This is a genomic window from Mesorhizobium sp. P3_A10 (assembly GCF_056403175.1).
In genome coordinates, this window is sequence record NZ_JBFUFZ010000001.1 from 671230 (window position 1) to 694350 (window position 23121).

Here is a 23121-nt window from a genome sequence, read left to right on the forward strand (position 1 = left end):
CGAAGGGAATTCAGATGGGCAAGGGCGCCCGTGCAACGCACCGCGGACAGACGATGGCTGTCTATTCTCTTGAAGGGGCAGTCGCGCAGCCAAAGAGGGATGCCACTATGCATTGCATTGCTAGAATTGTGCTCTTCTCACTGGTCACGTCCGGCGCTGCAGCAGCAGACTTGCTGCAACCCATATCGCTCGGCCCATTTCAGCGAACCCAGAATTTCAATGGCGTGGACGTCCATGTTCCATACAACGTCATCGTCACACCACTCGCGGTGGAGAAGAGGCTAAGGATCGACATTACCATCGCCGCCGATCTGAACGATATTGCCGCAAACATCGGGCGCATTCTGGCTACGCTCCCACTGCCAAGAGACAATTGCAGATCCTTCAGCCCGGACAATCCGGTCGTGTCACTCGATCGATCCAGCCTCCACTATCGGTCAGGCCAGGCTGTTCTGGCATTGGGGGGAACTATCGTCATCTGGGCTTGCCTTGAGAATCCGGTGCACAAGACAAAAGTCGAGATGCAGATGCAGGATCTCGGTTTTGGCGTTAAGACTAAGGTTCCTGTTGTGGTGGACATGGGGCCCGGCGATCCGATCAAGACAATCGTTGCCTCGCAGCCATTTGATGCAGAGATCCCGGTGCGGCTTATCGTGTCAGATGCAAAGTCGATAAGGGTAGAGCTCGACGAGCCCACAATCAGCCTCGGAGGGAAGTACGCTTCGATCACCAAAGGCATCCTGTCCTTGGCCGGGGTCGATATCAACGCCAAGGCCGGTGAGGCGCTTCAGCGGGCAGTTGATCCGGATGACCTGCGCCAGGCAGTACCCTCGATCGCTGGAATCGAACCAAATCTGTCGGCCGCAACTTTTGTCGAGAAAGAAGGACACCTTGCAGCTCAGCTCGAGATGTCGGCCGTCGTCGACGGGTCACTCGGCCTCCGGCTTTTTCAAGCGCTTTTGGCAGGAATCCGGAAGGGGCATTGAATCGGTTTCACAGAGCGCGGCCAACGACGGAAATACCAGCGCATCTGTTTGGGCCTATGCGATCTACGCGACCGCCATCGCCATCGCTCTTGTCGTCCCAACGAGCGACGGCGTTGGAACGATCGTCCCAGGAACTCGTCACACGCGCGTACGGCGATGGACCCAATCATCCAAGCCATAAGCCCGATGGCAAAGAGGGTCGACGCTAAGAGAGGCATCCATGTCAGCCTCCAATGGCAGTTCGAGGAGGAAGGGCGATTGCGTCGCTGAGGATCAAATCAGGAAAGCTGCCCCGCATCCAACGAAGAGCCAGGACGCCAGCTAGGTAGGCAATCGCAAATCCACCCGCTTGGATCGCCGCGGTAGTGCTCCAGGCGGCGGGGCCGCCGAACCTTGTCTGAAGGCTGGAAGCCGCCAACCCGGCAATGGCGCCAGCGGCTGCGAAAATAGCGACACCCGTCAGCATTCCCGCGGAAGTATCGAAGCCGACTCTTTTGCTGGAGAAAAAGGCCGCGATGAAAATGACAGTCAGGCCCGCCCCCAGGCCCGCTTTGGCAAGCCAAAGGGACCAGGTTTCGTTTCCTGCCACGGTGGGACCCAAGATGCTGCTGTCGGCAATCAAGACCATCCCTATGGCTGCGTTGATCAGTAAAGGACCAATCAGCAGCCAGAGGGCGCCAGCCCTGGTCGTGCAGAGTGGTACCACATCGGCGTTGGATCCGTCAGGCCTAAGCGTCATTACGAGAACGGGAATCCACCCCATGCCAAGGATCGCCGGATTGAAGACCCACGCCCCTCGGCTGACGAGCGGAGCTAGGAAAACGGTGGAGCCGAAGTGCAGCCCCTCAGTCAGCAGCACGTAATAAACCGAACCCGCGACGGTTGCCACGACGCACACGACAAGTGCAATGACAACTTGCCGCAAAGACGAATAGGCTTGCCGGGTTGTGTCGCGCGGGTCATCGAAATCCTCGGTGGGTTGGGCGTTCCGCAGTAGAATGAAGGGCACAATGAACACGAAAAAGATGACCGGGAGTGCGAACACCAATCGCTCGGGGACGCCATTTTTTAAGGCATACCCATAGATCTCAAGGCTGCTCAGAAATGCCGTTCCCAAACCGATCACCTTGACATCAAGGCTGATCTGGCCGGACTTCGCCAGAGTATCCCCTAGCGCCCGATAGGCGAACCAGAACACAACTACGAAATTCACCAGGATCAGAAGGCCCTGGATGTCAATGACCGAGAGCTTGCTAGGATCATTGCAAAAAGGGGTCCCATGCGACAGGCATGACAGCAGTGTCGCCGTCTGGGCTCCGGATTGTACCAAGAGCGCCGTTGTCAGGATTGGAATGAGACCCAAGCGGAGGCGCTTCGGAACGCGATCCCAGAGAGAAAGACTAAACATTTAGACCCCCCGCCGTGACCTACCCGCAGTATGTCACTAGACCATGAAATGGTATATTATTTAACTATTCTACACAATCGATCATCCTGGCTTCGAGATGATTGAGCTGCGCCGAACCGCACGTTTATGAGTACTCGCCAACAACAAATCAGCAAATTACGCAAGGGCGACCAATGCTCGGCGCCATTTCTCTTATTCGAAGCTCGTCCGGGGCAGATCACGCCTTGTCTCAACCGCAACCCGCGAACTCCGCATCGATATCGGCCCTCCACAGCGAAACCCTCAGTGTTGATCCTAAGGATAAATCGCGTTGCGTCCGCCAATATCGTCCGCTGACAAGCTCCGCCGCTTCTGACCCTGTGTGATGTCGGGATTCATGACAGAGGTCGAATCGCCCCCGGCGGCCTGATCGGCCAGCCCTACACAGTGGCCAAACTCATGAACCACTATGCTTGTTAGATCATAGGCGTCTGCCGGCACGCTGCCCGTGCCCTCGTAAAGCTTCACAGACGAACTAATGCGGATATCGCAATCGCCAAGTTTGGCTTTGTCGTCCGTCTTGGCGCATACCGCAGAGGCGGCAGCCGGCGTCTGCATCAATTCGATATCGGCTGTCAGCGGTCCCCGGTCGATGACATGCTTCTGGCCGCACGTATTCCAATTTGGATTGTCACTGCAGGTTCCGGCGTCGAACTGAAACTTGAACTTGTCTCCATTGTTCCAAAGTGCGGCCGCTTCCTTGATGCGGGTCTTCGCGGCCGCTGACAGTCCGTCGTCACAGATGCTGTAAGTAACGACTCGGGGTTTGGTCAGGTATGACCAGGAAGAGCCGTGTTTCGTATATGCAAAAAGAGTTGTCGGGGTTAACAATGCGCAGGCTAAAAAAAGTGCCGCAAAAGCCAAACGCATCACCGCCACCATCACACCCTCCAATTGTCATTGCAGAACAAGGAAACAAATGACATGCCAGAAAAGTAGATCGACAATATATGCCGCAATAGCGTTTTCAAGTCTTTTTCTTTCGGATGAATGCACGATCGATGCCGCTTAAGGCTAGACTGCCCACATGTCGACCCTCCGGTGTCGCGCGCGCTGTCGTTGCACGCACGCGTTGCGAAGGTGCAGGCGCTTGTCGAGAAAGAGCCGCTCGTAGAGGTGCTCGGTTGGCGAAACGAACCCTTCTGCCCAGATCGTTCGTGCAACGGTTATAGTCACAGGGTTTACCGGCAGAGAATACGTTAACTAGGGGCACCGACAGTCTCGCCTTTGACCTCCAGTCGACGTACAGTCCTCAGCACATTCGGAAACAATACAAAGTGGCCGATGATAGTAGAATTGGTTTCGGGATCTTCGGGAGGCGAGATGGCAAATCCACTTGACCAGATGCGGAAGCTGCATAGCCGCCTGCGCTGTGTCGCCAACGGCGATTCAGAAGTCAATGCAGTCCGCGCCCAGCAGAATGGCGCGGTGCGACTGAAGCCGGCGGCACAGAAGCTGCGTGTGCCGGATATCATCGGCATGACCACCGACGACAGTATCAAGCAGATGAAATCGGCGATCAGGAATATTGGGCGAGGGCCTAAGCAGAAGAGTCTGCCCCAAGATGTCGAAGTGAGTGTCTTTGTGTTGTTCAACCGCGAAAGCGCAAAGACGCCAGACCTTGTGACGCGGCGTAGCGGCCGGGTCGGCTCAGCGGTGGTGACGATCGCCGATCTCCACAAACTTGACTCCGATCCAGCTGTACAGGCGATCGAACTTGCCGAGACCTTGCGCGTACCAGATCCCAGGATCGGCGCTACCGTTCCGGCAAAACCGGACCGAGACCGGTACGCCGCGTTCAATTCCGGCACAATCGCGACCGCCGGTGGCAAGGGTCGATCGATCAACGATATCGGCAAAAACGTTCTAATTGGGATTATCGACGTTGGTGGTATCGATTTTGCGCACGAAGACTTCATGGACGATGCCGGCAACTCGCGCGTGATCCGAATCTGGGATCAAGGGGGCGACGCGTTCGACCCGCCGCAGTTGCCGATCTCCGAGGGGAAGGCGGACACGACGGCTGCCCGCGGATCTGAGATCAAGGCAGAGGACATTGCGTTCGCGCTGAGGGAGGCCAAGGTCGCCCGGGTGTCGCCCTACGATCTCGCGCCGCAATCCCAAAAGATACGAGGCTCACATGCAACACACGTGGCGAGTATTGCGGCCGGTCGTTCCGGCCTCTGCAAACGGGCCAAGATTGCGGCCGTTTTGGTGTCGCTGCCCGATGCCGACAATGAGCGTCGGAAGTCGTTCTACGATACGACCTGCATCGTCGACGGTCTCGCCTATCTCTTCGCACTAGCCGAGGCCGAACAGGACATCGCCGCAGTCTCAATCAACATCAGCCTTGGGACCAATGGCGGCGCCCATGACGGCTCGGAGTTGCTGTCGCGCTGGATCGACGTGTCTATGACCGAGCCAGGCCGCTCCATCTGTGTAGCGGCCGGTAACTCGGGCCAGGAGGCGCCGGAGTTCAAGGGCGACACCGGCTTCTGGTCAGGTCGTATCCACTCGAGTGGGCGCATTCCATCGGCAGCGCTGCGGCGCGATCTGGAATGGGTAGTGGTCGGGAACGGCATCGAAGATGTATCCGAGAACGAGCTGGAGATCTGGTACAGCGCGCAGGACGACTTCGATGTTGAGCTCTTCACTCCAGGCGGGCGCAGGATCGGGCCGATCTCGCCCGGCCAGCGGGTCGAGAACCTGCTCCTCGCCGATCGAACAATCGTCTCCATCTACAACGTTCTGAGCGACCCCAAGAACGGCGACAACCGCATCTCGATCTATCTCAGCCCGTACATGGGCGAGCCGATCGTCGGGATCACCGCCGGAAGCTGGAAGGTGCGGCTGACCGGAAAGGTCGTCCGCAATGGCGCCTATCACGCGTGGATCGAGCGCGACGATCCGGCCCGCGGCCGCGTGCGCACGCAATGGCGACTACCTTCATTCTTCGGTCCGGACACCTTCGTCGATAATTCGACGCTGAGTTCGCTCGCCTGTGGTCCGCGGGTGACCGGGGTTGCCAATCTCGATGAGGCGCGCGAACTGCTCAACATCTCATCTAGCCAAGGGCCAACCCGCGACGGGCGAATGAAGCCCGAGATCGCGGCGCCAGGCACCAAAATCGTGGCGGCATGCGCATTCGATCCCCAAAGCAAGTGGATTGAAATGACCGGCACCAGCATGGCAAGCCCCTATGTCACGGGGGTTGCCGGCCTGATGCTCTCCCTTAATCCGCAGCTAACTGCGGCCCAGATTGGGGGAATTGTCCAGCGCACGTCGAGACCGCTTCCCGGCTCAGGCTACGAATGGCAGAACGGGTCAGGCTTCGGCGTCATCGACCCCGCGGCCTGCCTGCGCGAGGTGCTCCGCATGGTGCAGCCGGTCGACGACCTCACCGACGGCCTACAAAAGCTCATGAAGGGCGGTACCTGATGCGCATCGAAGTCTTTCCTGCCGGCAGCGGCGACTGCCTGCTGTTGACCTCAAGTGACGAGAAGCGCCTGTTGGCCGACGCCGGTCTGCCGGACGCCTATGATGATTTCATTGCCGCCCCACTCTCCGAGCTGCGGGCGGCGCAAAAGGCGATCGACGTCGCCTACGTCTCGCACATCGACCGCGACCACATCGGGGGCATTTTGAGGATGCTCGATGACGAGATGAAATGGCGGGTGTTCGACCACATGCAACTGAACGGAAGAAAGTTCAAGCAGCCCAAGATGCCGCGGCCGCCGGAGATTCGCGTGCTCTGGCATAATGCGTTCCTCGACGACGTCGCCAAATCCAAGGGCGTTCAACTTGCGGTCGCGCTGGCGGCAAGCGCCAACGCGATGGCCGGGGTCAACGCGGCAGGCTTAGGCGATCCAGACGTGGTGCGGCGGGCGGAGCGAGTTGAGATGCTTGCGCTGAGCGTGGGCGATGCCATTGAGGTCAACTGGCGGATTGGCGACGATCAACTAAACATCCCCCTCAATCCTGAGTTTGCCGGCAAGTTCATGGTGGCGCGCCCCAAGAAGCCGATCCAGCTCGGATCGATGACAATCACCGTGCTTGGCCCAACCAAATTGCAGCTCGAGGTGCTGAAGAAGGAGTGGATCGCCTGGCTGGAGGCGAACGAGAGCTACATAGACACTCTGCGCAAGCAGCATCAAGGGGATATCGAGGATCTGCGTTCTGGGCTGTCGCCGATGGAGGTCGCGCGGCTTACCCAGGAGTTGGCGCTTGCGACTGAAAAGGACGTGACCCCGCCCAATCTCGCCTCGCTGGTGCTTCTCGTTGAGGAAAACGGTAGGCGGGTGTTGCTAACGGGCGACGCCGGCGACGAGAGCTTGCTTGAATATCTCACCGCCGCGAAGCTAATAGCGGACAACAAGCGGCTTGAAGTTGACGTGTTGAAGGTGCCTCATCACGGCGCCAACAACAGCTATTCGGAAAAATTCGTCGATCGGATTCGCGCTAGGCACTATGTCTTCTGCGGCGATGGCGAGCATCACAATCCAGAGCCCGATGTGGTTGAGGGATATCTCAAAGCCGTGAAGGCGACGCCATTGATCGCCGGCGGCGACACCACGTTCTGGTTCAACTGCTCGACAGGTCGCTGCGCTACCAAGCACCTGAACCTCTGGCAAAAAATTGAAGGATCCTTCGGAGCTGGCGGCATCGCACCTGCCGTTAAGCTGCGGTTGCTCGCGAAGAACGCGACTCGGCACACGCTGGATCTGATTTAGGTGCATCGAGAAGACGCGTGGCGGCGGCGTTGTAGACTGCGATCCTGACTCAGGCTGTTAGTGTGCTTCGACGATGACAGCATCATCGGTGAGACCAAGTAGTCGAACCTAGAATTCTCACCAAGCGCGGGCGCCCCTCCGAAATCATCTGGAGCAGCAGCCCGCAATGGCCTGACCTTGGAGAGGCCTACAGCGAGTGGCTGGGTGAATGTTCTGATCGCCTAAAGGCTTCCATTTCCGCTTTGACCCAGTTTGTCGAATTCAGAACGGTCGTCCTCTCCAGCTATGCATCGCAGAAGATCGCCAAGGCGCTGTGCGCCGACATCAGCCGGGAATTCGCTGCTATCGAAGCGTTGCCGGCGCGGGTCACCATCAGCCCGAAGGCTGTTGGCGCGGCGAGCCTGCCGTTCAGCTCGCGATTCATGATCCAGTGATCCGAAAGAACCAGTGATCCTATTCAGCCGTGCGTGATTGCTGGTGCTACGCGCGGCAACGAAGTGCAAAATGCGGCGAGGCACACCGCCTCGCTAGGCAAGATTTAGATAGTCACACAACTCCTGCCGACACACGCTCTTGAAACCACCTGACAAAATTCGCGACTGTCGGCACCCGCCGCTCGGGCGTGACGATAAAATAGCCTTGGTCCTTGCGGGTCGCGATATCGGAAAGGACGACAAGGTCGCCGCGCTCTATTTCCTGGCGGAAAACCTCGACGGGACAAAGGGCTACGCCATGGCCTGCCAGGACGGCGGTGAAAAGGTAATTGAAGTCTGGGGATACTGGCCCGTTGGTAAAGCCCGAGGGCCGAAATCCGGCTGCGGCGAACCAATCTTCCCAATCCTGCGTCGTCGCATCGTGCAGGAGCCGTGCCCCTTCGAGACGACCTTCAAGCCCCTCCCCGCGCTCCCGCACATAAGCCGCACTGGCAACCGGCTTGCTGGTTCTGCCGAAGATCTGCGTGGTTTGCGCCCGTTCTGGCAATTGGGTGAGGTGAGTGATCAGGATGTCATGCCGTTCGGGATCGAACGTCTGGTAGGCCTCAGCGTAGGAGAGTTCGACAGACACCCCCGGATAACGCTGCATGAACTCGCTCAACGACGGCACCAGCCAGCGGGTGGCGATAGACGGCAGGCAGGCCACGGAAATTTGCCGCCTGTCGCGCGATACGCGCAGTTTTTCGCTTGTCGCCGAAATGGCCAGCAAGGATGCATCGACCGTGCGCAGCAATTCCTGCCCAGCAGCAGTGAGCTTGAGACCCCGGCCAGAGCGCTCGAAAAGCTTGCGCCCGAACCACTCCTCCAGCCGCTTCATCTGGTTGCTGACGGCAGCATGGGTGATGTTCAGTTCTTCGCCGGCCTGCGAAAAGTTCATCCGATGCGCCGCGATACAGAAGGTGGCCAGCGTGTTCATCGGCGGAAGTTTCATGGCGCCATCCCTGCTTTGCCGCTAGCTTACGGCGCGCGTTCCTTCAAATCCAGAAGTCCCGACATGCCTCGTGCCCTGTCGTCGGCAATCACTGCCGCAAGCCGTTCGGCCGAACCCAGGCACAATGTCCAGCCGAGCGTCCCATGGCCGAGGTTCAAATAAAGTCCGGGTACTTTTCCTCGTCCGATCAACGGCTGCGAGGATGGTGTACAAGGCCGGGCGTCGCTCCATGCTCCATCGGCAGTCTGATCAAAGCTACCGGGAAATGCCGAGGCCGCGCCCCGTTTGAGGGTTTCGAACCGCGACTGATCAAATGTGAACTGCCGCGAACCGATATCGGCGATGCCGGCGATCCTTATCGCCTCGCCAAGGCGCGCAAACACCAGACGGCGCTTGGGGTCGGTGATCGATACCCGCATGGCGTCCGAACGCGCAGGAACAGTGACGGAGTAGCCCTGAACGGGCCAGATGCTGGCAAAGGCCGTTCGCTTGCCAAGCAGATGCGTATCATAGCCAGTCGCCACAACAACGCCGTCGCAGCGTTCGGTCTCGTTATTGCGGAAGGCTATTCCAGCCACCCGTCCGTGTTCGAGGATTATTTCGCGAGCTTCGCAACGGTACAAGGTGCGGAGGCCGTATCGAGAGACCAGACCGGCAACCAATTCCTCACTGAAGCGGCTTGGGCTGCCCACAGCGTCGTTCGGACTATAGACAGCACCGGCAAATCTATCCGTATAGCCTTCCAACGCTGGCTCCACCCGCACTGCCTCCGCCTGGGTGAGCAATTCGACGTCGACGCCGAGCACGGACTTCATTTTCACATTGGCGCGCGCCTTCAAAAAGCTTTCCGCGCTATGGCAGAGCACCAGTTTTCCAGCGACCGCGTAGTCGAAAGACAACGGAAACTCAGCCATGAGTTGAGGCACGAGCCGCGCGGTGGCCGATGCGAGCGTCAACAAAGCCGCAGTATTGCGACTGAAAGCGCTCGGGGTCGAGTTTAAAAGAAACCGCAGGCCCCACAACAGGAAGGCTGGGTCGGCTTGAATCCTGACCCGAAAAGCATCGTCGCGTCCAAACAGGATCGAGGGCATCCGGGCAAGCAGCCCAGGCGAAGCCAGGGCGTCGCAATAGGAATAGCTGAGCTGGGCACCGTTTCTCCTGCTGGCTCCGCCACTGGGACCGTCATTGCGATCCACGAGCGTGACGCTATGCCCGGTCCGGCACAACTGCCAGGCCGTTGCAACACCTACGACGCCGGCGCCGACAACAATGAACTTTCCCATCTTGGATGTCCTCAGCTGCGCCGGCGGGCTGCCGCGACAAAGTCGGCGAGCAGGGCGCGGTCCAGGTTTGTGAGCAGGTATTCCGGGTGCCACTGCGTGCCCAGCATGTAGCCTGATCCTGCACTCTCGATGGCTTCGACCACTCCGTCCGGCGCCGTTGCAACAACGCGGAAGTCGCCATCCGGCCGGATGGCCTGCCGGTGCAGGCTGTTGACCTCCATCGAGCCGGCTGTGGCTAGCCCGGCCAAGCGGCTTCCCACAGAAAGCGTGATGGAATGTGCCGCAGAGGATGGCACCGGCTGCGGCATATGATCGGGACCTCCTGGCGCGGGTGGGTCCAGCTTTTCGATCAAGCCGCCACCCAATGCGAGCCCTATCATCTGCATGCCATTGCAGATGCCCAAGACCGGCTTCCCCGCCGCCAGCGCCGCCCGGATCAAGGCCAATTCGAAATCAGTACGGCCGGGTATTTCCGAAATGCCGGGCGTGCTGCCCGAGATGAGGAAGCCATCGAAGCGGCTGACAATCTCGGCAATGCGATCCGGCAAATAGGGGAGCACCACCGGCAGAGCGCCGGCCGCTGCAAGTGCGGCGGCATAGTTGGCGCGCACGACATAGGCCGCTTCGGTCGGTACCAATTCCTCCGTCGTGCAATCGGGCGTAATCGCTATCATCGGAGACGATCCGGCAGATGCCGGCTGCGGTGCGCTCATCGGCTTTACTCGTAATTTCCGCGGGGAATGGTTCAGCCGGCCAGCACCAGATCAGCGGCCTTCTCGCCGATCATGATCGAAGGGGCGTTGGTGTTGCCTGACGTCACGCGGGGCATGATGGACGCATCGGCGACGCGCAGGCCCCTGAGGCCGCGCACGCGCAGCGCTGGGTCCACCACCGCCATGTCGTCACTGCCCATGCGGCAGCTGCCTGAGGGGTGGAAGTGGCTGCCCATGGTGCGGCGGTTGTAGGCCGATATCGCTTCCTCCGACGTGCAGTCCACCCCCGGATCGACCTCCTCACCGCGGAAACGGTCGAAAGCCCTGGACGCGTTCAGTTCGCGCGCGACGCGCAGGCCCTTGTTGTTGACCGCGACATCATGCGGATCGGTGAGGTAGTTGTGCTGGATGACCGGCTTGGCGAAGGGGTCCGACGAGGCAAGCGTCACCGACCCGCGCGAGCGCGGCCGCATGATGCCCCAGGTGATGGCATAGCCGTTGAAGGCAGCGTAGCTGCCCGAGCCGCCCTGGATGTCGGTTGCGACCGGAAAGAACAGGAATTCGAGATCCGGCCTCGGCTCGGCGGGATCACTGCGCACGAAAGCGACCGCGTTCATGGGAAACACGGACAGCGGGCCGCGCGCATTGACATAGAGATCCCAGACCGCACCCAGGGCGCGGAGCGGATTGCGAAACTGATGGTAGGTCATCCGCTCTTTGCAGCGTGACTGGATCAAGCCGCCGCAATGATCCTGCAGGTTCTGGCCGACGCCGGGAAGCTGATGCCGTGGCGTGACACCTAGCGGACGCAACGCCGCGCCGTCTCCAATCCCTGACAGAAGCAGGATCTGCGGCGATTGATAGGCGCCCGCGGAAAGAATGACCTCGGCCGCCGACACGTTTTGCGCCTGTCCGCCCTGGACATAGCCAAGTCCTGTGCAGGTGCTGCCGGCCAGCGTCAGGCCGGTGACATGGCAACCGGTACGGACCGTAAGATTTTTGCGACCGGCCGCCGACCTGAGATAGGCGTGCGCTGAAGAGCAGCGCCGTGCCCGGTCATGCTCCTGCGTAAATTGGGCCCAGGCGAAGCCCTCTGTATCGCCACGATTATAGTCGTTGACAACGGAGTATCCCTGCTCGGCGCCCGCATCGAGGAAGGCTTCGTAAAGCGGCGTACGATAGCGGCCGAGGATCGTCTTCAACGGACCCATCGTACCGCGTGTCTGGTCGGGAGTGCCAGCCCAGCTTTCCGCCCTCCGGAAGTAGGGCAGCACGTCATCATAGCCCCAGCCGGGACAGCCGAGGCCTTCCCACTCGTCAAAGTCGCCGTGGTGACCGCGAACATAAAGCTGACCGTTAATCGCAGAGGATCCGCCCAGCACTTTGCCGCGCGGTGCGTCTATCGCGCGCCCGTCAAGGCCGGGCTCGGGTTCGGTCCGGAATTTCCAATCGATCGCTCCGCCTATGGTAAGAGCCTCGCCGACCGGCAACCTGATGAGAGGGTTCCAGTCGCGCGGGCCCGCCTCCAGAAGGAGGACGCGGTTTTTCGGGTCAGCGCTAAGCCGATAGGCCAGCGCGCAACCCGCGGATCCGGCGCCAACCACGACGAAGTCGAAAGTTTCCATCCGTGCAGTCCCTTTCCGAATTCCGCGTCAGTGAGCGCTCTGAGCTGGGGCGAACCGGCGTTCGGCTTCCTGTGCTGCCAGGCCAAGCAGCCGGTCGAGGATGATTGCCAGCGCCGCGATGCTGAAACCCGCGACAATGCCATCGCCGGGCCGTACCTTCGAAACGGCGACGAGTGTGATCTCCTCAAGCCCACGCGAACCGACCAATGCGGTGATGACCAGCATGGAAAAGCCCAGCATGACCGCCTGGTTCAGGCCAAGGATCAGTTGAGGCAAAGCGGCTGGCATCAGCACCAGCCTCAGTTTCTGTAACGGTGTGCAGCCAGCCATGGTGGCTGCCTCCGACAATTGCACCGGAACCTGCCGCAAGCCCGCTGCCGTGTAGCGCACGATCGGAGCTATGACGAAAATCAAGATCGCCAGAAAGGCTGCAAAGTCGCCGACCCCGAAAAGTGCTACCACCGGGATTAGATAGACAAAAGTCGGCAGGGTTTGAATGAGATCGACAACGATGGTGGCCACGCGATCGACCCAGTCGGAAAGCCCGGCTGCAATTCCGAACGGCAGGCCGATCAAGAAGGCGCCCAGGATCGACAGCGTTACCAGATAGAGCGAGATCATCGCCTTATCCCACAAGCCCAAAGCCGCCACCGCAACCAGCATCAGCGCGATCGCAAGCGCCAGGCGCGGCCGTTTTGCAAGCAAGGCAGGAGCCGCGAGCAAGAGCGTTGCGACAGTCCATGGTATCGCCGCGAAGCCTTCGCGGACCGGCCGCAAAACCCAGGTAATAAAAACATTTTGTACGGCGGTTAGGCCCGGTCCAGCGGCAGCATTGAAAGCGTTGAGCGCGCTGTCGAGTTGCCGGCCTACATTCACGATCGGATGGTCGTCCAGCAGCCCAGCTTCGGGAAAGATGAGACCGAAGATCACCGAGGCGGCCATGACGATCAGTGCCAGTCGCCAGCTCGACACGCCCCAGATGCGCGGAACCTCCGATCTGGTTGCCCAGGCCCGTGTGGTACGATCCAAGACGATTGCCAGGAGGGTGATGGCGAGACCCGAAAGCAGCGCCTCGGTCAGGCGCATGGAGCGAAGACTCGAGATGACGTCGCCACCCAGACCACCAGCTCCAATCACTGAGGTAATAATGACCATGGCCAGCGACAGCATGATCACTTGGTTGACCCCCAACAGCAGAACTGAGCTGCGGGCCGGCAGATCCACCAGCCAGAGCTTCTGCCGCGGACTGCAACCGGTAATTTCCGAAAGCTCCCGGAGCTCCGCCGGGACGTCTTTCAAAGCGAGTTCTGTGGCCCTGGCCATGGGCGGCATGGCAAATATGACCGTGGCGATCAGCCCCGCGACCTGTCCGAATCCAAAGACCAGGATGATAAGTGCGAGATAGGAGAAGACCGGGACTGTCTGTAACGCATCATAGATCGGGGAGAGAACGGCGCTCACCCGCGGACTGCGGAATGCCCAGATGCCAAAGAAGAGACCTGCCGCCACGCTGACGAGAACCGAAAACAGCACAGCTATCAATGTCGTCAGGCTACTCGGCCACAACCCAAGCAATACCACGAAAACTAGCGTTGCCAGCGCCATCACGGCAGGGCCCTTACCGCCGAGCGCATGCACCACGAGTATCAGCGTCAGCGCGATGCCGAACCAGGGCGGAGGCGCGAGCCAGAACTCCCCTCCGTCGGGGAGATCGTAGAAATGGCCCTCTGTCACGGCTTCGATCAGCCAGTTGACCGGCCACGCAAACACATCCGCCACTCCCCGCGAATAGTCCGTGATGGAATGTCCAGCGATGGTTACCTCGCGAAGAAGATGATTGAGCACCCCATTCAGCCATTCACCGAGCGGCAAGACCGCCTCTTGCGGCCAGCGTGCCAGAGCTGGAACGCTTGGCGAAAGCAACCAGCACGCCACGGCAAGGAGGATGCAGAGCAAGACTGGCGGGAAGCGCGGCACATATGGCGTGGTATTCCATGGGCTCAAAGCCATGTCGCCACCTCGCCGCGCGAGAGCGCGCCGACGATCTTTCCGTTGCCGTCAGCGACCTGGATTGGCCCCTCGGCCTGCAGTATGCGGCCCATCACCTCGTGCAGGGTCGCCGTTTCCGGCAATGTCGGGGCTGCTGGGTCCGGCTTGACAGGTGCCGGCCCCATGACGCGCCCGACACGTACAACGCGCGATTTTGGAATGCCGGACACAAAGCGACGCACATAATCCGTGGCTGGATTGATCACAACTTCTTCCGGGGTGCCAATTTGGAGGATGCGACCCTCGGCCATGATCGCAATGCGGTCGGCCAGCCGAACCGCTTCCTCCAGGTCATGGGTCACGAAGACTATCGTCTTGTGCAGTTGCGACTGCAGACGCATAAATTCGTCCTGCATGTCGCGGCGGATCAATGGGTCCAGTGCCGAAAATGGCTCATCGAGAAACCACACAGCCGGATCTGCTATCAGGCTGCGGGCTATACCTACGCGTTGTTGCTGCCCGCCGCTCATCTGGCTTGGGAACCGGTGTCCCAACCCTTTCAGTCCCACAAGCGAGAGCGCCGCCTCAGCGCGCCCACGCCGTTCGGTCCGGGCGATGCCGGTAACCTGCAACGGGAACGCCACGTTGTCGAGCGCGGTCAGATGCGGCAGCAGCGCGAAGGACTGGAACACCATTCCGACCTTCTGCCGGCGCAGTGTCACCAGCCTTTGCCGCGATGCCTGCGACAGATCGATCTGGTCAATCAGCACGTGGCCGCGCGTCGCCGGATAGAGCCCGGTCAGGCAGCGCAGCAACGTGGACTTGCCGGAGCCCGACAGGCCCATGATGACGAAGCTTTCGCCGCGCTTGACGGAAAAGGTCGCATCCTCAACCCCGACGATGAGGCCCTGTCGCCGCAAGTCATCCGCTTCCCATGATGAGGAATCGCGCTTTAGGCTTTCGGCGCGCTGGCCAAACACCTTCCAGACGCTGCGCGCTTCCAGAATCGCATCAACCATGCACCATCTCCGTGGACTGCAGCCAAAGCAGAAGGCGCGAGGTTACCTCGCGCTCTCGTCACGCGGACTTATTGGGCAGGAAGCCAAGCCTTCCATACGGAGTCGTGTGACGACATCCACTCCTTCGCTGCGTCCACGGCAGAGAGCCCACCGTTGTCGATCCGGTCCATTGCCGCAGCAACTTCCTCACGACTGAGGTGGAACTGCTCGAGGATGTGAACCGCGTCGGGAATCCTGGAGGTCGCTTCGATGTTCCCAAGCTTGAGCACTTCGTTGTCAGGACGAAACCCGGGGCGATGTACATAGCCCCCAAGGCTAGAATTCAAAACCCAGTGCGGCTCGAAGCCCCAGCCGAGGAAAGGCTTCTTCTGGTCGATCGCCGACTTCAGTTCAGCCACGAGCGCCGCGGCAGACCCCGAATTGACGTTCGAGAGTTGCAGCCCTTCCTTCTTGATGAAATCGGCGGAGTCACTCGCCCAATCCGCTGGCGCATCCAGATAGCGGCCGAGCGGGGCCGTATCCGCACTTGCGAGCGCCTTGATGCAATCCGGGTTCTTGAATGCCGTCCAATCAGGCAGGCCAGGACAGAATGGAACCAGTTCGTTGGTGTACCACCAGCCCTCGACCACCTTGACACCGGTTGGACCGAAATCCTTTACCTTGCCAGTGGCCAGCGCCGCCTTCGTCATCTCGGGTATGGTTTGCCAGGCACCCAAGGAAATGTCGATATCGTCGTTCTCCAGCGCCAGGAAGTGCGCGGAAAAGTCCGACTGCACATATTTGACGCGATAACCGTACTCCTTGATCACTTCACCATAAACGGCGTTGATGAAGTCGCTGTCGGAAGAGCCTATGTAAAGGATCTTCACCGGCTCCCGTATTTCGGGCGCCGACAGGGCTGATCCTGCAATCATTGCGAAACTGGCTGCCGCCAGCAGTTTGATGGTCGCGCTTTTGTAGTGCATGCCCATGTTCCCCTGTTGGCGCAGCCGCGGCTGCCTTGCACCGCTCTGTGACGGCGTTGTCGATACAATACGAAACCGGCAGGTCGTCGACAAACAATGAACGTGAACCAATCTGTAACGTCCTATTACATCTCACTGGGCTGAATGATCCCATCTGCCTCCTTTCTCGGCATTGAGGTGTAATATTCTTGTTCAGGTATGTTCACCGAATTTGCTTTTTATCAGGCCGGTCCGCAACCAGTATCGGGTCATTCGAACCCTGCGGGCTGAACGATGACCGACACCCTCGTCACCGACTATCTCACCAGCTGGCAGGTTCCCGCCGAGCGTTCGGCGCTCGTTCGCCGTCCGGTGGCGCATTGGATCGACGGCGCGCCATTGATTTCGGGCGCACCGATCGCGGTGACCGAGCCCAGCACCGGCGGCCGCCTGACCGAGACGTTCGAGGCCGGCGCCGAGATTGTCGACCGGGCCGTCGCTTCGGCACGGCGTGCCTTTGACGGCGCCTGGAGCGCCCTGCGTCCCCTGGACCGGCAGACCCTGATCCTCAAGCTCGCCGACAGCTTGGAAGCGCATCAGGACGAGTTGGCGTTCCTCGAATCCGTCGACGTCGGCAAGCCGCGCTCGCAAGCCTTGGCCATCGACATCGGCGGTGCGATCGACTGCCTGCGCTATTTCGCCGGCTGGGCCACCAAGATTTCCGGCCGCACCGGCGATATGGCCGCCTATGACAAGCATTTCCTCGGGCTGACGCTGCGCCAGCCGGTCGGCGTCGTCGCGGCCATCGCACCCTGGAACTTTCCGCTTCAAACCCTGATCTGGAAGATCGGCGCTGCCTTCGCCGCGGGCTGCGCGGTGGTGGCAAAACCCAGCGAAGTAACCCCCGTCAGCACGCTTCGCCTCGCCGAGCTGATCGCAGAAGCGGGGTTCCCGTCCGGCGTGTTCAATGTGGTGAACGGCACCGGCGCGGTGACGGGCGCGGCCCTTGTTGGCCACCCCGGCGTCAACAAGGTCAGCTTCACCGGCTCGACCGCGACCGGATTGCGCGTGGGCGAGGCCGCGTTGCATAACATGACGCGGCTGACCCTGGAACTGGGAGGCAAGTCTCCGGCTCTGGTCTTTGCCGACAGCGACGTCGATGCGGTCGTCGAGGGACTGTACAACGGCATCTATTTCAATGCCGGCCAGGTTTGCGACGCCACATCGCGGGCGATCGTAGATGCGCGGCTCTATGACCAAGTGCGCGAGCGTCTGGTCCGTCTCGCGTCCTCGGTAAAAGTCCTTCCCGGTCTCGATCCGGGCAGCGACATGGGGCCGATGGTTTCGGACACCCACCGCACGAAGGTGATGTCCTATGTGGAGCGGGCGCAGGGTGATGGTCTTCCATTCGCCTTGGATCGATCGCAGGTACACAATCGCGGCCACTTCGTCGGTCCGGTGATCGTTGAGGAGGTTCCGACAACGCATCCGGTCTGGCGCGAGGAGATTTTCGGCCCGGTCCTGGCACTCAGCCGCGCCGACGGCGCCGAAGACGTTCTTCGACAGGCGCGCGATACCCGCTATGGTCTCGGCGCCGCGATTTATTCCCGGAACATCGGCCGCGTCCTGGCCGCGGCCCGTGCAATCGATGCCGGCACCATCTACGTCAACGGCCACGGCTTCCTCGATCCCTCTTTCCCGTTCGGCGGACTTGGAATGTCGGGTTTCGGCAAGGATATGGGCGCCGAGCAGATGGAAGCCTATCTCGAAACCAAGACCCTGCTCGTGTCGGGCATAGAACTTGGCCTGGCAGGGTGACATGTTAAGGCAAAGTCACGACGCGGCAGCTATGGCGGGACGGCTCGCCCTCGAAGCCACCCTGACCCTGGACGGAACCGTCAAGGGTATCCCGTCCGACATGACGGGCGATTTCGCCAGCGTGGCCACCAGGGGGCTCTCGCTGCTTGACGGCGACCTGCCTCTGCCGGTCGCAGTGCTTCGCCAATCGGCCTTGACTCAGAATCGGGCCTGGATGCGGGCGTTTCTCGCCAGAACCCGCGTCAAAATCGCGCCCCACGGCAAGACGCCAATGTCCCCTGCCCTAGCGCAAATGCAGATGCAGGATGGTGCGTGGGGCATCACCGCGGCCACCGCCCAGCAGGCGGCCACCTTCGCCGCATTCGGCATACGTCGCATCATTCTTGCCAATCAGCTTGTCGGCCGGGAGAACATCCGCGTCGTCGTTGAGCTGATCGCACAATACCCCAACCTCGACCTGTGGTGCCTCGTCGATTCCGCGGAAGGCGCGCACCTCCTGGCGCATGCCGTTCGTGCGCATGGAAAGCTGAGGCGGCCGCTTCGGGTCCTGATCGAAATTGGCGCGTTGGGAGCCCGTACCGGCGTACGCGGCGGCAAAGCCGCACTGGTGCTGGCTCGCGACATCGCAATGCTGCATCCTTGGCTCGCTCTGTCGGGCGTCGAGGCTTACGAGGGTGTCTTTGGCGACCACGCTCCCGATTCCCGCACAGCGCTGGCACGCCAAATGGTCGAAGAGGTCGCGACGTTTGCCCATGTCGCCGCAGGCGAAGGCCTTTTCGCAGACGGTCCGATCCTGATGACCGCGGGCGGCACTGAATTCTTCGACCTTGCTGCGCAGGCGCTTTCGGGCGGCATCGCCGGCCGCGAGGTCATCCCGGTGATCCGCAGCGGCTGCTATCTGACGCACGACCATTTGTCTTTCGCCAAGATGTTTGAACGCATGCTGGTCCGCGATCCCGGACTTGCCGAGATTGGGCCGGGGCTGACACCGGCGCTGGAAGTTTGGGCTGCGGTGCAGTCGCAGCCGGAGCCCGGCCTGGGCTTCGCCACGATGGGCAAGCGCGATGTTTCTTATGATATCGAGATGCCGGTACCCGTGCATTGGTTCCGGCCCGGCCGCGACTCAGCACCCTGCCCGGTTCCACCCGGCGTATTCGTCACGCGCCTGAACGACCAGCATGCATTCCTGCGCGTGCCTGACCCTTCACCCTTCCAGCTCGGCGATCTGATCGGCTTCGGGGTGAGCCATGTCTGTACCACCTTCGACAAGTGGCGATCCGTGCTGCTTGTTGACGACGACTACCGCGTGACAGGCGCGGTCCGGACCTATTTTTGAGGCGCAACGGTCGAGCCCAGCTGGAGAGGCAAGCGAGCTATGAACGAAAGTGAAGTCCTGAAGCTCACGCGTGAGATGCTGGCGATCGATACGATCGATCCACCTGGCAACGAAGAGGTGGCGGCCAAGATCGTGGCGCGCGTGCTGGCGGCTGAGGGGATTGAATCGACGTTTCAGACGATCGCGCCCGGCCGCACCAATCTGATCGCCCGGTTGAAAGGCACTGGCGGCCGCCCTGCCTTGTCGATGTCGGCACATTTCGACACGATCGGCGTCGACCCAGCGACCTGGACGCGAAACGCCTTCACCGGAGAAGTCGAAAATGGCCGCGTCTACGGTCGCGGCTCCACCGACATGAAGGGCGGGATCGCGGCGATGGCGATGGCCGCAATCGAGATCAAGCGCGCCGGAACACCCCTCCGCGGCGATCTCGTGCTGCATTTCACGGCGGCCGAGAATTCGAGCCTGCTCGGCGCGAAGGCGCTGGTTGAAGGCGGCTATCTTGATGGCGTCGGCGCCTTGCTCAATTCCGAACCCTCGTCGATGCGCCTGTTCGTGACCGAGAAGGGCACCGTCTGGATTCGCGCGATTGCGCGCGGCGACACTGGTCACTCGGCCTTCCGCGACGGAGAGACCGGTGATCGCGGCAACGCAATCGTGCGGCTGGCACGTTTCATCGATCGCATCCACGACCTGGACCTGAAGGCGCCGCCGCATCGCAACCTGAAGCCGCCGACAATCAATCCGGGTATGATTTCGGGTGGCTTGTCGACGCCGCTGACGCCGCCGCGCGCGGTCTGCGACATCGACGTCAGGCTTGTTCCCGGACTGGTGCCCGAAGCGGTGCTGGCGGCTTTCCAGGCCGTAGCTGGACCAGATATCGCGCTGTCCATTCTCGATTCGAAGCCGCCGGTGGATACACCTGACGACGACCCATTCGTGCAGCTGTGCCTCGCCGCGCTGAAAGACGAGACGGGGTATGGCGATGGTCCGGAGGGCGTACCTTACTACTCTGACTGCGCGGTAATTGCCCCTGTGCTCAACTTGCCGATGGTGATCATCGGACCGGGCGAGGTCGGCCACAGCGGACGGCCCGACGAATATTGCGAAATCGACAAGCTCGAATCGTCGGTGCGTGTCTACCGCAGCATCGCCGAAAGGTATCTGGCATGACCACTCCTGAAGAGCGCCTTGCCAAAATGGGCATTACCTTGCCCGAGGTGCCGGTTCCGGTAGCCAACTATATCCCCTTCCGATTCGCGGGATCGCTTCTGTTCCTGTCCGGCCAAGTCCCGCGCGGACAGGACGGACAGCCCATGGTGGGGCGCCTGGGCGTGGATACGACTGTCGAGCAAGGCTACCAGCATGCTCGAGCCTGCGCCCTGCAACTCATCGCGGTGGCCAAGTCAGCCGCAGGTGAGCTTTCCCGGCTATCGGTGATCAAGCTGCTCGGCATGGTCAACGCGGCGCCGGATTTCGCCGACCATCCCAAGGTCGTGAACGGCGCTTCCGACCTGTTCGTCGAAGTATTTGGCGAGGAGGGACGGCATGCACGTAGTGCCGTTGGCATGGGTTCGCTGCCCAGCCGCGTGACCGTCGAGGTCGAGGCGATCTTCCATGTCCGTTGAAAGCGCATCCTCCCTGGCGCTGCCACCCTCGGCCAGTGCGGTCCTGACCGCCCTGGCCGAGGGACGTCTTACGGCACAGGCTCTCGTCGACTCTTTGCTCGAGAGTATTGCCGCAGCAGGCAGCGAGGGCGAACGCGCCTATCTCTCGGTCGATGCCGAGGGCGCGCGAACTGCTGCTCGTACCGCGGATCGCCTGCGCAACGACGGAAAGGCCGGCCCGCTTGCTGGTCTGCCGGTCGCGGTGAAAGACCTTTTCGACATTGCCGGTCAGGTGACGACGGCGGGCTCGCGCGTTCTGGCTGATGCCCCGGCTGCCGAGGCGGATGCGGCCATGGTGGCGCGGCTGCGCCAGGCCGGCGCGGTGGTCCTTGGGCGCACCCATATGAACGAGTTTGCCTTTTCGGCCTTGGGCACCAATCCGCATTTTGCACAGCCGCGCTCGCCTTGGCAGCGCGAGATCGATGTAGGCAGGGGCAGATCACCCGGGGGTTCGACCTCCGGCGGAGCCGTAGCTGTGGCCGATGGCCTGGCTTATGCCACGCTTGGCAGCGACACCGGCGGCTCGACTCGAATACCAGCGGCCTTTTGCGGCCTGATCGGCTGGCGTCCCTCACAAGGGCGCATGCCGGGCGATGGCGCCTTCCCTCTCGCAGCCAGTTTCGACACACCCGGCCTCATCGTGCGCACCGCCGAGGATTGCCGATTGCTCGACGCGGTGCTGACCGGCGCCGGAGCCGACGATGTTGCGGTGCCGCCGTTATCGGCGCTCCGCTTTGGCCGGGCAGACGGCATGCCGTTCGAAGATCTTGCGCCCGAGATTGCCATGGCAATCGCCGCGGCGCTTGACCGGCTGACTGGTTCTGGAGCGCGGATCGACGCTTTCGGCGATTTCGACTGGGCTGCGCCGGCAACGGCGTTGCGTGCCGGGCAGATCACGGCAGTCGAGGGACTGGTGGCGCACGGCGCCCTGTTCGACCAACACGATCGCTACGACCAGCGCGTCATCGTCCGCATGCGCGCTGGCGAAACGATCCCGGCGACCGACTATGTCCGTGCAAAGCGACACATCGCGGCGCTCAGGCGCCAGTTCGATGCGGCGGCAGAGGGTTTCGATGCGATCCTGATGCCGACCGTGGCCATCCTGCCGCCCCGATTGGCTGAACTCGACGACGACGAGACCTTCTTCGCGCTCAACGCGGCCGCGCTGCGCAACACCTTGATTGCAAGCATCCTCGACCTTCCCGCCATCTCGCTTCCCATCAGCGACCCCGGCCAGCCGCCGGTCGGGCTGATGATGATCGGTCGGCGCGGCGCCGACCGCAAGTTGCTGGCTGCCGCGCAAGCGGTCGAAACCGTACTGCACCGCCTCTGGAGGAATTGACCATATGGATCTGGGCTTGAAGGGAACGTGTGCGCTGGTCTTTGGCGCAGGTGGCGGCCTCGGCGGCGCGATCGCCAGGGAGCTTGCTGCCGAGGGCGCCAAGGTCACGGTTGCCGATATCGACGCAGCCGCAGCGGAAGCGACCGTATCTGCAATCCGGATGGCGGGTGGCACGGCGCAGGCGCTGGTCTGGGACATCGGCGATCTGGACGTGCTTTCCGAGCGGCTTGCCACGATCGAGGCCGCGTGCGGCACGATCAACATTCTGGTCAACAACACAGGTGGGCCGCCGCCCACCACTGTCTCCGGTCAATCGCCGGAAATCTGGTCGAAATATTTCGACCAGATGGTGCGGTCAGTCATCGCGGTTACGGACGCCGTCCTTCCCGGTATGCGCGCCGCCGGCTGGGGCCGTATCATCACCTCGACGTCGTCCGGTGTGGTTGCACCGATCCCAAACCTGGGCATTTCGAATGCGCTTCGCCTGGCGCTGGTCGGCTGGTCTAAAACGCTGGCGCGTGAAGTCGGCAAGGACGGCATCACCACAAACATCATCCTGCCGGGCCGCATCGCCACCGGCCGCATCCTGTTCCTTGACGAACAGAAGGCCAAGCGTGAGGGCCGTACCACGGCTGAAGTGACAACCGAAAGCACCGGCACCATTCCTGTAGGCCGATACGGCGAACCGGCCGAATATGCGGCGACGGTAGCCTTTCTTGCATCGCGCCGCGCATCCTACATCACCGGCTCCGTCATTCGCGTCGATGGCGGCCTGATCCCAAGCATCTGAGAGGACC

The 23121-nt window shown here is 61.3% G+C and carries 19 protein-coding genes; 9 read left to right on the forward strand and 10 right to left on the reverse strand.

Translation table 11 applies throughout. From position 1 onward, the window contains the following. Positions 1 to 53 precede the first annotated feature (53 nt). On the forward strand, positions 54 to 986 hold the full coding sequence (locus tag AC1DXU_RS03180; RefSeq protein WP_477364239.1) for a hypothetical protein: 933 nt from the start codon (positions 54 to 56) through the stop codon (positions 984 to 986). A 223-nt stretch (positions 987 to 1209) separates the two neighbouring features. Here the strand turns inward: AC1DXU_RS03180 and AC1DXU_RS03185 are convergent, their stop codons facing one another. Together AC1DXU_RS03185 and AC1DXU_RS03190 are read right to left on the reverse strand one after the other, a co-directional pair. Beyond that, positions 1210 to 2394 (reverse strand): hypothetical protein, encoded by a 1185-nt coding sequence (locus tag AC1DXU_RS03185; RefSeq protein WP_477364241.1) that lies wholly within the window; start codon positions 2392 to 2394, stop codon positions 1210 to 1212. Between the two features lie 294 nt (positions 2395 to 2688). Beyond that, positions 2689 to 3315 (reverse strand): matrixin family metalloprotease, encoded by a 627-nt coding sequence (locus AC1DXU_RS03190; RefSeq protein ID WP_477364244.1) that lies wholly within the window; start codon positions 3313 to 3315, stop codon positions 2689 to 2691. A 441-nt stretch (positions 3316 to 3756) separates the two neighbouring features. Here AC1DXU_RS03190 and AC1DXU_RS03195 point away from each other — a divergent pair, with 441 nt between their 5' ends. After that, the gene (locus AC1DXU_RS03195; RefSeq protein ID WP_477364247.1) at positions 3757 to 5871 is read left to right on the forward strand and encodes a S8 family serine peptidase; all 2115 of its coding nucleotides are present in this window, start codon (positions 3757 to 3759) and stop codon (positions 5869 to 5871) included. Continuing rightward, a complete protein-coding gene (locus AC1DXU_RS03200) occupies positions 5871 to 7163 on the forward strand; it encodes a ComEC/Rec2 family competence protein (protein ID WP_477364250.1) in 1293 nt (430 codons plus the stop codon). The genes AC1DXU_RS03195 and AC1DXU_RS03200 overlap by 1 nt, the downstream gene beginning before the upstream one ends. Positions 7164 to 7446: 283 nt before the next feature. On the opposite strand, the gene AC1DXU_RS03205 is transcribed toward AC1DXU_RS03200, so the two are convergent. The 8 genes from AC1DXU_RS03205 to AC1DXU_RS03240 form a co-directional block, all read right to left on the reverse strand. Continuing rightward, positions 7447 to 7587, reverse strand: coding sequence for a hypothetical protein (locus AC1DXU_RS03205; protein ID WP_477364253.1), 141 nt, complete (start codon positions 7585 to 7587; stop codon positions 7447 to 7449). 122 nt (positions 7588 to 7709) lie between these two features. Next, positions 7710 to 8588: a LysR substrate-binding domain-containing protein gene (locus tag AC1DXU_RS03210; protein ID WP_477364256.1), complete on the reverse strand. Its 879-nt coding sequence runs from the start codon at positions 8586 to 8588 to the stop codon at positions 7710 to 7712. Positions 8589 to 8614: 26 nt separating this feature from the next. Next, positions 8615 to 9871 carry an FAD-dependent oxidoreductase gene (locus tag AC1DXU_RS03215; protein WP_477364259.1) on the reverse strand — a complete coding sequence of 419 codons (1257 nt, stop codon included), beginning with the start codon at positions 9869 to 9871 and terminating at the stop codon, positions 8615 to 8617. Positions 9872 to 9882: 11 nt separating this feature from the next. Next, complete coding sequence (locus AC1DXU_RS03220) at positions 9883 to 10545, reverse strand: gamma-glutamyl-gamma-aminobutyrate hydrolase family protein (RefSeq protein ID WP_477364262.1); 663 nt, start codon at positions 10543 to 10545, stop codon at positions 9883 to 9885. Between the two features lie 71 nt (positions 10546 to 10616). Next, entirely contained in the window at positions 10617 to 12209 is a 1593-nt protein-coding gene (locus AC1DXU_RS03225; RefSeq protein ID WP_477364265.1) for a GMC family oxidoreductase, read from the reverse strand. Positions 12210 to 12236: 27 nt separating this feature from the next. After that, the gene (locus AC1DXU_RS03230; RefSeq protein WP_477364268.1) at positions 12237 to 14219 is read right to left on the reverse strand and encodes an ABC transporter permease; all 1983 of its coding nucleotides are present in this window, start codon (positions 14217 to 14219) and stop codon (positions 12237 to 12239) included. Further along, on the reverse strand, positions 14210 to 15118 hold the full coding sequence (locus tag AC1DXU_RS03235; RefSeq protein ID WP_477364271.1) for an ATP-binding cassette domain-containing protein: 909 nt from the start codon (positions 15116 to 15118) through the stop codon (positions 14210 to 14212). Before AC1DXU_RS03235 ends, AC1DXU_RS03230 begins: the two co-directional genes overlap by 10 nt. A gap of 167 nt (positions 15119 to 15285) precedes the next feature. Next, a complete protein-coding gene (locus AC1DXU_RS03240) occupies positions 15286 to 16182 on the reverse strand; it encodes a glycine betaine ABC transporter substrate-binding protein (protein ID WP_477364274.1) in 897 nt (298 codons plus the stop codon). A 273-nt stretch (positions 16183 to 16455) separates the two neighbouring features. Here AC1DXU_RS03240 and AC1DXU_RS03245 point away from each other — a divergent pair, with 273 nt between their 5' ends. From AC1DXU_RS03245 to AC1DXU_RS03270, 6 genes are read left to right on the forward strand one after another with little or no spacing between them, the layout of a single operon-like run. Further along, the gene (locus tag AC1DXU_RS03245; RefSeq protein ID WP_477364277.1) at positions 16456 to 17979 is read left to right on the forward strand and encodes an aldehyde dehydrogenase family protein; all 1524 of its coding nucleotides are present in this window, start codon (positions 16456 to 16458) and stop codon (positions 17977 to 17979) included. A 31-nt stretch (positions 17980 to 18010) separates the two neighbouring features. Next, positions 18011 to 19315, forward strand: coding sequence for an alanine racemase (locus tag AC1DXU_RS03250; RefSeq protein WP_477364280.1), 1305 nt, complete (start codon positions 18011 to 18013; stop codon positions 19313 to 19315). A 39-nt stretch (positions 19316 to 19354) separates the two neighbouring features. After that, on the forward strand, positions 19355 to 20488 hold the full coding sequence (locus AC1DXU_RS03255) for a M20 family metallopeptidase (RefSeq protein ID WP_477364283.1): 1134 nt from the start codon (positions 19355 to 19357) through the stop codon (positions 20486 to 20488). Continuing rightward, complete coding sequence (locus AC1DXU_RS03260) at positions 20485 to 20943, forward strand: RidA family protein (RefSeq protein WP_477364286.1); 459 nt, start codon at positions 20485 to 20487, stop codon at positions 20941 to 20943. The genes AC1DXU_RS03255 and AC1DXU_RS03260 overlap by 4 nt, the downstream gene beginning before the upstream one ends. After that, positions 20933 to 22324 carry an amidase gene (locus AC1DXU_RS03265; protein WP_477364289.1) on the forward strand — a complete coding sequence of 464 codons (1392 nt, stop codon included), beginning with the start codon at positions 20933 to 20935 and terminating at the stop codon, positions 22322 to 22324. Before AC1DXU_RS03260 ends, AC1DXU_RS03265 begins: the two co-directional genes overlap by 11 nt. A gap of 4 nt (positions 22325 to 22328) precedes the next feature. Beyond that, positions 22329 to 23114, forward strand: coding sequence for an SDR family oxidoreductase (locus AC1DXU_RS03270; RefSeq protein ID WP_477364292.1), 786 nt, complete (start codon positions 22329 to 22331; stop codon positions 23112 to 23114). Positions 23115 to 23121: the final 7 nt, after the last annotated feature.